Consider the following 12,329-nt stretch of genomic DNA (forward strand, 5'->3'; position numbering starts at 1 on the left):
ATGGCTTTTGAATTCAAACTGCCAGAACTTGGCGAAGGTTTGGCGGAAGGTGAAATCGTCAAATGGGACGTTAAGCCTGGTGATGAAATCAAGGAGGATGACACCCTTCTTGAAGTTCAAAGTGATAAGAGTGTCGAAGAAATTCCGTCGCCAGTTTCCGGAAAAATATTAAAAATTCTAGTACCAGAAGGCGAAACAGCATCGGTCGGTGATCTGCTGGTTGAAATCGATGATGGCTCAGGTGCGCCTGCGCAGTCGGTAGCCCCAGCAGGTTCAACCGCTACACCGGCTACACCTGCATCAGCCGCTGCTAAGTCGGTTTATCAGTTTAAGCTTCCGGAATTAGGCGAAGGCTTGGCAGAAGGTGAAATCGTCAAGTGGGATGTTAAGCCTGGTGATGAAATCAAAGAGGATGACACACTTCTTGAAGTTCAAAGTGATAAGAGTGTCGAAGAAATTCCGTCCCCAGTTACCGGAACAGTTATTAAGATTCTGGTTCCTGAAGGGGAAACGGCGTCTGTCGGCGAGGCTTTGGTTGATATTGACGCTCCTGGGCATAACGATACGCCCAGTTGCCGGTGAACCGGCAGCTGCACCGGCGACGAGCGCTGCTGGGGCCGAAACTGCTTCTGCACCAAGCCCAGCAGCGGGTGCCGTACCGGCCATAACAGATCCAAATCGCGAAATTTTGGCAATGCCGTCTGTTCGGCAATATGCTCGCGAGCAAGGCATTGATATTTCGCAAGTACCTGCAACGGGTAAGCATGGCCGCATCACCAAATCTGACGTTGACGCGTTTAAGGCAGGCGCTTCAACGACAGCAGCAGCTCCGGCGCAACCAGCACAAGCGGCACCTAAGTCTGCTCCGGCTCAAGCAGCACCGGCCGCACCAAAGCCACAACCTGTTGCACCATATGTTTCAAGTGGCAGTGAAGCTGAACTTGAAACACGTGAAAAGATGACGCCAACGCGTAAGGCAATTGCGAAGGCAATGCTGGCATCTAAGCAGCGGAGCCCACATGTCACGAGCTTTGATGAAGTCGAAGTTTCTAAGTTGATGGCTCATCGCAAGAAATACAAGCAGTATGCGGCGGATAAAGGGATTAAGCTGACATTCTTGCCATACATCGTCAAAGCATTGGTCACCGTCTTGCGTGAATATCCGGAGTTTAATGCGTCTATTGACGATACCACCGATGAAATTGTCTACAAGCATTACTTCAACATTGGTATTGCAACCAACACGGATCATGGCTTGTACGTGCCGGTTATCAAGAACGCCGATGCCAAGAGTATGTTTGAAATTGCCAAAGAGATCAGTGACAATGCGCAGAAAGCCTATGACAGCAAATTGAAGCCAGATGAAATGCGTGGCGGCTCCATGACCATCAGTAATGTCGGATCAATTGGCGGCGGCTGGTTCACGCCGGTTATTAATGAGCCGGAAGTTGCAATTCTTGGTGTTGGTAAAATTGCCAAGGAACCATACGTCAATGCCGATAACGAAATTGTTGTTGGTAATCTGCTGAAGCTGAGTTTGAGTTATGATCACCGTCTAATTGATGGTGCGTTGGCGCAAACAGCATTGAATCTGATGGACAAATTGTTGGCAGATCCTGATCTGCTGTTGATGGAGGGATAAGTATGGTTGTAGGCGATTTTGCAATCGATTTGGATACTGTTGTGATTGGTTCCGGCCCTGGCGGCTATGTAGCTGCCATTCGGGCTGCTGAAATGGGTCAGAAAGTCACCGTGATCGAAAGCACCTTCATCGGCGGTGTTTGCCTGAATGTTGGCTGTATTCCATCAAAAGCGTTGATCAATGCTGGCCATCGTTATCAAGATGCTTTGGACGCCAGCACGTTCGGCATTAACGCTAAAGGTGCGGATCTTGACTTTAAGAAGACACAGGATTGGAAGCAAAATAAGGTGGTTCACACCTTAACTAGCGGTGTTTCAATGTTGTTCAAGAAGCATAAGATTGATTCGATCATGGGGACTGCTTTCTTAAAGGATGACCATAGTTTACGGGTTATGCAAAAAGATTCTGCCCAAACGTACACTTTTAAAAATCTGATCATCGCAACCGGTAGCCGGCCGATCGAAATCAAAGGCTTTAAATTTGGTAAACGAATTCTTGATTCGACAGGTGGCTTGAATTTGCCAGAAGTTCCAAAAGAATTCGTTGTTATCGGTGGTGGCTACATCGGCTCTGAATTGGCTAGTGCTTATGCCAACTTAGGCGCGCATGTTACGATCCTTGAAGGGACAAGTTCGATTTTGCCAAACTTTGAAAAGGACATGGTTCAGTTGGTTTTGAACTCCTTTAAGAAGCGTGGCGTCACCGTGATTACTAACGCGATGGCTAAAGAAGCCGAAGATACCGGTAACGGTGTCAAGGTAACTTATACCGCTGATGGCAAAGAACAGACGCTGGCAGCTGACTATGTCATGGTCACTGTCGGACGTCGACCAAATACGGATGATTTGGGTCTAGACATTGTCGGCATTGAAACGACTGATCGCGGTTTGATTAAAGTTGATGCGCAGGGCCGCACCAACAAACCAAACATTTACGCGATTGGTGATGTTGTCCCCGGTGCAGCGTTAGCCCATAAGGCGAGCTACGAAGGCAAGGTCGCTGCTGAAGCGATCAGCGGCAAAGCAAGTGCGGTTGATTATAAAGCAATGCCAGCTGTTTGTTTCACAGATCCGGAGCTTGCCACGACCGGCATGACGGTTGCGGAAGCCAAAGACAAGGGCATAAAAGCCAAGGCCAGCAAGTTTCCATTTGCTGCTAACGGGCGAGCTTTGAGTTTGGCCCAAACAGAAGGCTTTGTACGTCTTGTCACCAATGAAAACGGCACGGTCATCGGCGGACAGGTAGCCGGTGCCGGCGCCAGTGATTTGATTTCCGAGCTGACTGTGGCTGTAGAAGGTGGCCTGAATGTTGAAGATTTGGCGCTGACCATTCATCCGCATCCGACATTAAGCGAAACGATCATGGATGATGCCGAAGTTGCTTTAGGACTACCAATCAATATTTAGTAACTGGATGGGTCATTGTCAGGATTGGTTTTAGTTTCAGATTACAATTTTTGGGATAACTGAGCAGACACTGGATTTTCAACAGTGTCTGTTTTTGTGTGCACACATTTTAAAAGATTAGTCTCGTCAGCTTTGAAAATTTCAGAGCAATTTATGACCATCAACCTGAAAATGACAACGATATTTTTATATGAGAAGACATTAATGTTTCAGTTAGTTAACAATTGCACCTAAATTCCTTTTTAATTTTGTCTTAAGATTGCGCTTCCGCTAAAATATAGGTAACGTAACTGAGGGGAAGGGGTTTCATGCAAAGAGTCGTTGTTAACGGAGTCAGTTGTAGCACTCAAGCACTTTTACAAACGTTAATTGCGTCACCACTTGATCTGGAAATCGGTTGTTATGAGCCGGATCCGGCATTGGTTGATGTCGCCGGTTTGACGGCACTGAGTCAAATTTGCCACAATACGTTTATCAAGGTAACTCCGAAAGTTCTCAAAACGGCGGATGTGTTGATTCTGACTGATACTGGAACGCCGACCGATGAAAACTTTGTGACGGCCAATATTGCCTCTATTCGCAAGGTTTTTAACTCAGCGATGGCAGCAGGCTTCACGGGACGGGTTGTCGTAGCGATGACACATGATGAACCCTTCACTTATTTTGCCCAGCGATTTTCCGGGCTGAATAAACGGCAGGTTGTGGGATTAGGGACTTTCGGTGCAACTTGGCGCTTTGAACAATTTTTGGCGGATCGACTGGCTGTCCCGGCCCAACAGGTAACGGCTTATGTCGTTGGCACTAGTCAATTACCGGTATTGATATGGAGTCGGGCTTATGTCGGTGCAACGCCCATATTGCGTTTACTAAATGATGACCAAGCCGTTTTTAATGAAGCAGCCTCGGCTGTCCAGGCTTTTTTGGCAGGCGCCTTGACAGCTCTGGTGGGTCGACTTGTAGAGCCGATTCTAGCTGCGTTTGCCGGCGAAAAGCTCATTGGCACATTCACACATTTGCGAGATTCTGACGATGAAACCGGACAAGTCGACAGCTCGCCGATTTTGCTTGACGAACGCGGCGTAGTCACACTGGCGACAGTCGCGGGGTCCGATGATGAAGAGGCAGCTTTAAGCACGGCAATTCAAGCTGTTCAAGCCGAAATTGAAGCAATCGAACAAGGAGCGGGAAAAAATGAAACCTAATTACAGCTATCCTCTTGACCTTGACTGGACAACTGACGAAAAAATCAAAGTGACGACTTTCTATGCACTTGTTGAAGATGCCTATGAACATGGCGTTGATCGGGATAACCTGTTGGCAGCATACCGTGGCTTCAAACAGGTGGTGCCGAATAAGAGCACTGAACGTCAACTGGATCGCGAGTTTGAAGCACTGTCCGGATATTCCATATATACTGTTGTACAGATGGCGCGCCAAGGTGTGAGTCAAAAGATTAAGGTGAAGGTGAGTTAAGTATGACGCAAGATCCAGAAAAGCTACGGCAGACATTGATCAGTTGGTTTGCGGAAAGTCGTAAGCGAATTTTAGCGGAAATGGCGAAACCATTAGATGTAGCGCGTAAGAGTAATCGTAATGATTTGGTCACCAATGTCGATAAAGGTAACCAGCAATTTCTAATTGATCATATCAAAGCCGATTATCCGACAGCACGGATTATCGGTGAAGAAGGCCGTGCCCATGACGATACGGATATCAGCGGATTGGTCTTTTTTGTCGATCCGATTGACGGTACAATGAATTTTGTTAAACAGAAGGCTCATTTTGCAGTAATGATTGGAATTTATCGTGATGGTCAACCGGTTGTCGGTGCGATTATGGACGTTATGCGCAATGAGGTGCTGAGTGGTGGACCGGAAATACCTGTTACGTTTGCTGGCCAAACGTTGGCGAAGTTGCCTGACTTACCGTTAAAAGACGGCTTGTTAGGAGTGACCGGTCCCATGACGATCAAGAATCGCCTTCATCTAGGCGAAATTGCGTTGGCAAGTTCCGGGCCAAGAATGAGTGGCAGTGCCGGCATGGAGTTTATCGAAATCGCATTAGGTCGACAACTCGGCTATGTTTCATATTTACAGCCTTGGGATGTGGCGGCCGGCATGGCGATTACGAAGGGGATGGGCGTTCAGTTCAGTCGCGAAGACGGTTCACCGATTGATTTGCGTCAACCAGGTGTCGTTGTGGCTGCCACCCCGCAGGCCCACCAAACGATTCTCACGATGATGGCCGGCAGATGATGTGATCCGCAATAAGCAACGCTCAAGAACGAGCAACGATGACCGGCGACTGATTGAGACGCCGGTTTTTCGGTTATTTAGGAGCTTAACAGCGGTTCTTTTACGAAAATTCATCTAAAATGGCTGCGTGAAGCAATTCACTTTTCAGAAAATCCGGACAGATTGGGGAGAATGTGTTATAATTTAAAATCGTATAACTGTGTCAGTTGCTGGCACTTTTTTAATGTGGTAAGCGGCCTGTAGTGCCAGCAGAAAGGAAGTAGAAACGTGAAAACACGTGACGATATTCGCAATATTGCGATCATTGCCCACGTTGACCATGGGAAGACGACTTTGGTTAACGAGATGCTTAAACAATCAGATACACTTGATCAACACATTCAATTACAAGATCGGGCGATGGATACCAACGCCATTGAAAAGGAACGCGGTATCACCATCCTGAGTAAGAACACCGCGGTGAAGTATGGCGACACAACGATCAACATTCTTGATACCCCGGGACATGCCGACTTTGGCGGTGAAGTGGAACGGGTTATGAAGATGGTCGATGGAGTTTTGCTGGTTGTCGATGCTTTTGAGGGCCCGATGCCGCAGACGCGCTTTGTTTTGAAGAAAGCGCTGGAACAGCATTTGACCCCCATCGTGGTTATCAACAAGGTTGACCGTCCGGGTGCACGTCCGGAAGAAGTTGTGGACGAGGTACTTGAATTGTTCATCGAATTAGGTGCCGATGATGCCCAGTTGGAATTTCCTGTGGTCTATGCTTCCGCCGTTAACGGGACTTCCAGCATGGATTCCGACTTGTCAACGCAGAAGCACACAATGAACCCACTTTTTGATACCATTATCAAAACGATTCCTGCACCAATCGACAACAGTGACGAACCGTTGCAATTCCAGGTGGCAATGCTGGACTACAACGATTATGTTGGCCGAATCGGTATTGGCCGGATTTTCCGTGGCAAGATTAAAATCGGCGACAATGTTACCGTTATGAAACTAGATGGTTCGCAAAAGAATTTCCGCGTGACGAAATTATTTGGCTTCTTCGGGTTAACCCGAACTGAAATCAATTCCGCTAAAGCCGGTGATCTGATTGCTGTTTCCGGGATGGATGACATCTTTGTCGGTGAGACTGTGACGGCTGCTGATACGCCAGAAGCGTTACCGATTTTGCGGATTGACGAGCCAACGCTGCAAATGATGTTTGTGGCCAATGACAGCCCGTTTGCCGGTCGTGAGGGTAAAAATGTCACCGCGCGCAAACTGGAAGAACGCTTGAAGTCCCAGTTGCAGACCGATGTGTCGTTACGTGTTGACGATACCGATCAGGCCGGTGCCTGGATGGTTTCCGGTCGTGGGGAACTGCATCTGTCCATTTTGGTTGAAGAAATGCGGCGTGAAGGTTTCGAGTTGCAACTTGGCCGGCCAGAAGTTATCTATCGCGATATCGATGGCGTGATGATGGAACCGTTTGAAAACGTACAGATCGATACGCCGGAACAGTACACCGGTACGGTTATCGACGCGATGAGCCAACGTAAAGGCGAAATGCAGAACATGGAAAATGAAGGCAACGGGCAAACCCGCCTCACTTTCCTAGCACCTTCTCGAGGCTTAATCGGCTACTCGACTGAATTTTTGTCTTCCACTGGTGGTTACGGGATTATGAACCATACGTTTGAAAAGTACGCACCGGTTATCAAAAACTGGGAACCTGGCCGTACCCAAGGCGCCTTGGTTTCGATTAATGCTGGCACTGCAACCACTTATAGCTTGCAGTCGGTTGAAGACCGTGGACAACTTTTCATCAATGCCGGAACCGAAGTATATGAAGGCATGATTGTTGGCCAAAACTCCCGCGAAAATGACATTGCCGTTAATGTCACCAAGGGGAAGAACCTGACCAATACGCGTGCTGCCGGGAAAGACCATGCAGCTGCGATCAAGACGCCAAAGAAAATGACGCTTGAAGAGTCCATCGAATTCTTGAATGATGATGAATATTGTGAGGTAACGCCGAAGAATATTCGCTTGCGTAAGAAGATCCTGAACACTGGCGAACGTCAAAAGGCAGCTAAGCGTAAAAAGATTGCTGCATCTAAATAGTTTGTTTTCTGAAAACCGCCATTTTTGACGGTTTTTTCTTTGGACATCAATGGACGTATGGCGCTGCCAAAAAGAGCAGAGCTAACACCGTCCTGCGGCTGAGCTCGCCAAACTAGCTGTTTCCGAACCGTTACGTTGCGTGAAGTCAGCAAAAATGGCTACTGGTTGTTACCCTTGACGTGCCTAAAATTAAGTTAAAACAAGTTAAACTTAGCAATAACTGTTTTGATAGCGCCTTGGTGGTCGTAGTCGGTATGCTATAATAAATCCAATCAATGCTTGAAAGGCCGCGTTTTTCTTGAGGAAAAAATTACGCCATGTGGATTACTTCATTTTGGTACCGTATCTGATTCTGTGTGCCATCGGGATCGTGATGGTCTATTCCGCTAGTGCTTATTGGGTGCAACGGCAATATGGTGTCGCAGAAACTAAATACTTATTGCAACAAATTGTTTTCGTGGTGCTCGGGATTGGAACCGTGTTCTTCTTTTACAATATGGCCCTTAAGATTTTGCGCAATCGGTGGGTGCTATTTGTCTTGATGTCGGGTTTGTTTGTCATGCTGGCATACTTAATTGTCCACGGACGGGCGGTCAACGGGGCGGCTGCTTGGATCTCCATTGGCAGTTTTCGCTTACAACCATCAGAGTTTGCCAAAATGATATTGATTTTTTATCTGGCACATATGTTGACATCGCGCGAAGATAGCTTTCGACAAGAAAATTTTCGGCTACGTCAGATGTGGCAACCGCTTTTTATTGCTGGCATGATGATGTTGCTGGTTTTTGTCGAACCGGATACTGGCGGCTTCGCCATTCTCTTTTTGATTACGCTGGTGGTGGTGATGTCAAGCGGGATTCCAATGCGCTATGGCTTACTTTGGCTGCTTATGCTAGTTGCCACAGGCATTTTGGGATATTATATTGTGTCGCATTATCATTTTCCAGGGTTGGAACATAATTATGCTTATCAGCGGTTGGTTGCCGCGATTCATCCCTTTCAGAAGGCGAATGCGGCCGGTAATCAGGTGGTTAATTCGCTTTATGCCATTAATCATGGCGGCTTGTTCGGTGTGGGGTTGGGGATGAGCAGCCAAAAACTGGGCTATCTACCTGAACCTTATACTGATTTCATTTTGGCTGTCATTGCAGAAGAGTTGGGCTTAGTCGGCACGGTGACCATACTGGGCTTACTGTTCTTCTTGGTGATGCGGTTTTATTTGATTGGCATTCGTTCCAAAAATACGTATCACACCCTGATTGCTTATGGCATTGCAACCATGATGTTGGTTCAAACAGTTTTCAACGTTGGTGCAGTCGCCGGTGTATTACCCGTTACTGGGGTCACGCTGCCGTTTATCAGTTATGGCGGGTCAAGTATGATTGTTTTGTCGATGGCAATCGGAGTTATGCTCAATATCAGTTATCATAGCGAACGTACGCAACGAAAGGTAGAGAAAACGCATGCATAAAGTTTTAGTCGCGAATCGTGGCGAAATTGCCATTCGGATTTTTCGTGCTTGTGAGGAGTTGGGCCTCAAGACCGTTGGCATTTTTGCCAAAGAAGATGCCTTATCGATTCATCGGTTCAAAGCTCAAGAAAGTTATCAAGTAGGCGCAGGAAAAACGCCGATTGCCGCTTATCTGGATATGGATGATATCATTCGCATCGCCAAACAAAGTGGGGCAGATGCGATTCATCCGGGCTATGGATTGCTTTCTGAAAATGCAACGTTTGCCCGTAAAGTTCGGACTGCAGGTTTGACGTTTGTTGGTCCCCGCTCGGAGCTGCTTGATGTGTTCGGCGATAAAGTGGCAGCCAAAGAAGCAGCACACAAAGCCGGGCTGGCGACGATTCCGGGGACACCCGAGCCAACGCGTGATTTCAGCGAGATTCAGGATTTTACTGCAACGCACGGTTTCCCGGTGATGCTTAAAGCAGCCAGCGGTGGCGGCGGTAAGGGGATGCGTATCGTTCACTCCGAAGCCGAGCTGGAAGCGGTGTATCAAAATGCCGTTAATGAAGCCAAGGCTAGTTTTGGCGATGATCGCATGTACGTTGAAAAGTACATTGCCTCGGCAAAACACGTTGAAGTGCAAGTATTGGGCGATGAGCACGGACATCTTCTGCATCTATTTGAACGCGATTGCTCCGTACAGCGCCGCCAGCAAAAAGTCGTCGAAATTGCGCCGGCAGTTGCCTTGCCGCTTGCTTTGCGTGCAAAGATCTGCCAAAGCGCTGTGGACTTGATGGCAAGTCTGCATTATGAAAACGCCGGTACCGTGGAATTTCTGGTTGACGGCGATCAGTATTACTTTATTGAAGTTAACCCTCGCGTTCAGGTGGAACATACGATTACGGAACTCATCACGGGTGTCGATATTGTTCAGTCGCAGCTACGAATCGCTGCCGGAGCGGACTTGTTCGACGATTTGCACTTGCCGCAACAAGACCAGCTACGTGAAAATGGCGCTGCGATTCAGTGTCGGATTACGACTGAAGATCCGGAAAACAATTTCATGCCGGATACCGGAACCATCAATACTTATCGTTCTCCGGGCGGTTTTGGCATTCGGCTTGATGTTGGTAATGCATATGCTGGCGCCGTCGTCAGCCCTTATTTTGACTCGTTACTGGTAAAAGCCAGCGTTCATGCACCGAATTTCCCAACAGCCGTAGCAAAAATGCAGCGCGCCTTACATGAATTTCAAATTACTGGTGTAAAAACCAACGTTGCTTTCTTAGAGCATCTGCTGGCAACAAAAACCTTCCGAACCGGCGAGACGGAAACAGCATTCATTGATGCCCATCCTGAGTTGCTGCAGGTGCAAGCCAAACCTGATCTGGCTTCCCGACTGTTGTGGTATATCGGTGATGTGACGATCAATGGGTTTAAAGGCGTTGAGCGCCAAACCCAAAAGTATTATCCTGAGCTGCAATACGATAGCCATTTTCAAACAACCAAGCCGCAGACTGATTTAGTGGCACTGCTTAACGACAAAGGCGCGAGCGGTGTCACTGATTGGGTGAAGGACCATCAACAGCTATTGTTGACAGATACGACGTTTCGCGATGCTCACCAGAGCCTGTTTGCCACCCGCATGCGAACGCGCGATATGCTGACGGTCGCCAAGGATATGGGCAACGGTTTGCCTAATCTGTTTTCAATGGAAGTATGGGGCGGTGCAACCTTTGACGTGGCATACCGATTCTTGAATGAAGATCCCTGGGTACGGTTGAAAAAACTTCGTGCAGCTTTACCGCATACGTTGTTACAGATGCTGTTCCGCGGTAGCAATGCCGTTGGCTACCAGAATTACCCTGATAATGTGATTAAAGCTTTCATTCAACAAGCAGCCGATGACGGCATCGATGTTTTCCGGATATTTGACAGTCTGAACTGGCTGCCGCAAATGACGCTGAGTATTGATACCGTCAAACAAACCGGTAAACTTGCAGAAGTAACGATGTGTTACACCGGCGATATTTTAAGCGATGCCCATCCAAAGTATCAATTGGCTTATTATGTGGCGTTGGCCAAGCAACTTGTCGATGCCGGTGCGGATATGATTGCAATTAAAGATATGGCGGGCCTGCTTAAACCACAGGCGGCTTCGATCTTGATCGGGGCGTTAAAGGATGCTGTCTCGGTACCAATTCACTTGCATACCCATGATACGACCGGCAACGGAATTGCTACTTACTTGGCAGCCGCGCATGCTGGGGTTGACATTGTTGATGTCGCTCAAAGTAGTTTTTCAGGGACAACCAGTCAGCCAAGTCTGGAAAGTCTCTACTATGCTCTAAGTGGCGACCAGCGTCAGCCTGAAGTGGCGATTGAAAAAGCCCAGTCGTTGGATCGTTATTTTCAGGCAATCCGGCCATACTATGCCGACTTTGGCAACGGGGTGACCGGGCCGCTGACCGATATTTATACTGTTCAGATGCCAGGTGGCCAGTACAGCAATTTGCAACAACAAGCCCGCAGCATGGGTATTACTGATTTTGAAGCCGTGAAGGCCATGTATGCGCAAGTCAACACGTTATTCGGCGATATCATTAAGGTAACCCCGTCGTCAAAAGTAGTTGGTGATATGGCGCTGTTTATGCTGCAGAATCATTTGACACCGGAAATGGTCAGGAACCATGGAGAACAATATGATTTTCCGGCATCCGTGGTTGACTTTTTCAAAGGCGATTTAGGCCAACCGGTTGGCGGTTTTCCTAAAGATTTACAGGGAAAAATTCTCAAAGAGCAAAAACCGCTGACGGTTAGACCGGGTCAACTGGCTAAGCCGGTAGATTTCGACGCTGTTCGCCAGGATTTGATCGCGGCAGGCATGACTGAACCAAGCGCTGAAGAAGTTTTGAGTGCCATTTTATATCCGGATGTTTTCAAAGCCTTTGTTCGCAAGCAGAAGCAGATCGGACCGGTAACTAAACTTGACTCGCCTTCTTATTTCCAGGGCATGCGAATTGGTGAAACCGTTTCGGTGCCGATCAAGGCCGGCAAAACGTTGATTATTCAGTTGAATGCTATCGGGACGGCGGATGCCAGTGGTATGAAGACCCTTTATTTCACGGTTGACGGGCAAAAACAGGAAATCCAGATTCGTGATGCCCACCAAAAGAGTGCCGGATTGCAACATCAGCTAGCAGAACCGACCGACAAGAACCAAATCGGTGCACCGATGGCTGGCAAAATCGTTTCAGTCGCAATCAAGCAGGGACAACAGGTTTCAAAGGGCGATGCGTTGTTTGTCATTGAAGCCATGAAAATGGAAACGACCGTCCACGCACCGTTTACCGGAACCGTTACCCACCTGTATGTTGAAGCAGGCGCGTTAATTAAAAGTCAGGAACTGTTGGCTAAACTTCAGCCCGGTGCCACCAAGCAGTGATTTTAGAAGGTGA

7 protein-coding genes and 1 pseudogene are annotated in these 12,329 nt (G+C 47.9%); all 8 read left to right on the forward strand.

Annotation, left to right across the window (positions count from 1 at the left end; translation table 11 throughout):
- The 8 genes and pseudogenes from BVJ53_RS01745 (at position 1) to BVJ53_RS01780 (ending at position 12,316) form a co-directional block, all read left to right on the forward strand.
- A pseudogene (locus BVJ53_RS01745) lies at positions 1 to 1,642 on the forward strand (dihydrolipoyllysine-residue acetyltransferase).
- 2 nt (positions 1,643 to 1,644) lie between these two features.
- Entirely contained in the window at positions 1,645 to 3,048 is a 1,404-nt protein-coding gene (gene lpdA, locus BVJ53_RS01750) for a dihydrolipoyl dehydrogenase (RefSeq protein WP_129300885.1), read from the forward strand.
- A gap of 308 nt (positions 3,049 to 3,356) precedes the next feature.
- Positions 3,357 to 4,250 (forward strand): Rossmann-fold NAD(P)-binding domain-containing protein, encoded by an 894-nt coding sequence (locus BVJ53_RS01755; RefSeq protein WP_129300886.1) that lies wholly within the window; start codon positions 3,357 to 3,359, stop codon positions 4,248 to 4,250.
- The gene (locus tag BVJ53_RS01760) at positions 4,240 to 4,521 is read left to right on the forward strand and encodes a UPF0223 family protein (protein WP_129300887.1); all 282 of its coding nucleotides are present in this window, start codon (positions 4,240 to 4,242) and stop codon (positions 4,519 to 4,521) included. Before BVJ53_RS01755 ends, BVJ53_RS01760 begins: the two co-directional genes overlap by 11 nt.
- A gap of 2 nt (positions 4,522 to 4,523) precedes the next feature.
- Positions 4,524 to 5,303, forward strand: a complete 780-nt coding sequence (locus BVJ53_RS01765) for an inositol monophosphatase family protein (RefSeq protein WP_129300888.1) — start codon at positions 4,524 to 4,526, stop codon at positions 5,301 to 5,303.
- 267 nt (positions 5,304 to 5,570) lie between these two features.
- A complete protein-coding gene (gene typA, locus BVJ53_RS01770; protein ID WP_010488589.1) occupies positions 5,571 to 7,415 on the forward strand; it encodes a translational GTPase TypA in 1,845 nt (614 codons plus the stop codon).
- A 298-nt stretch (positions 7,416 to 7,713) separates the two neighbouring features.
- Positions 7,714 to 8,886 (forward strand): FtsW/RodA/SpoVE family cell cycle protein, encoded by a 1,173-nt coding sequence (locus tag BVJ53_RS01775; RefSeq protein ID WP_129300889.1) that lies wholly within the window; start codon positions 7,714 to 7,716, stop codon positions 8,884 to 8,886.
- Positions 8,879 to 12,316, forward strand: a complete 3,438-nt coding sequence (locus tag BVJ53_RS01780; RefSeq protein WP_129300890.1) for a pyruvate carboxylase — start codon at positions 8,879 to 8,881, stop codon at positions 12,314 to 12,316. The genes BVJ53_RS01775 and BVJ53_RS01780 overlap by 8 nt, the downstream gene beginning before the upstream one ends.
- Positions 12,317 to 12,329: the final 13 nt, after the last annotated feature.

The organism is Lacticaseibacillus chiayiensis, assembly GCF_004123795.1.
Classification (GTDB): Bacteria; Bacillota; Bacilli; order Lactobacillales; family Lactobacillaceae; genus Lacticaseibacillus; species Lacticaseibacillus chiayiensis.

What these genes read in the sequence shown, in the direction of transcription:
- lpdA (WP_129300885.1), top strand. Translation starts at nt 1,645, where the DNA reads ATGGTTGTAGGCGATTTTGCAATCGATTTGGATACTGTTGTGATTGGT.
- BVJ53_RS01755 (WP_129300886.1), top strand. Translation starts at nt 3,357, where the DNA reads ATGCAAAGAGTCGTTGTTAACGGAGTCAGTTGTAGCACTCAAGCACTT.
- BVJ53_RS01760 (WP_129300887.1), top strand. Translation starts at nt 4,240, where the DNA reads ATGAAACCTAATTACAGCTATCCTCTTGACCTTGACTGGACAACTGAC.
- BVJ53_RS01765 (WP_129300888.1), top strand. Translation starts at nt 4,524, where the DNA reads ATGACGCAAGATCCAGAAAAGCTACGGCAGACATTGATCAGTTGGTTT.
- BVJ53_RS01780 (WP_129300890.1), top strand. Translation starts at nt 8,879, where the DNA reads ATGCATAAAGTTTTAGTCGCGAATCGTGGCGAAATTGCCATTCGGATT.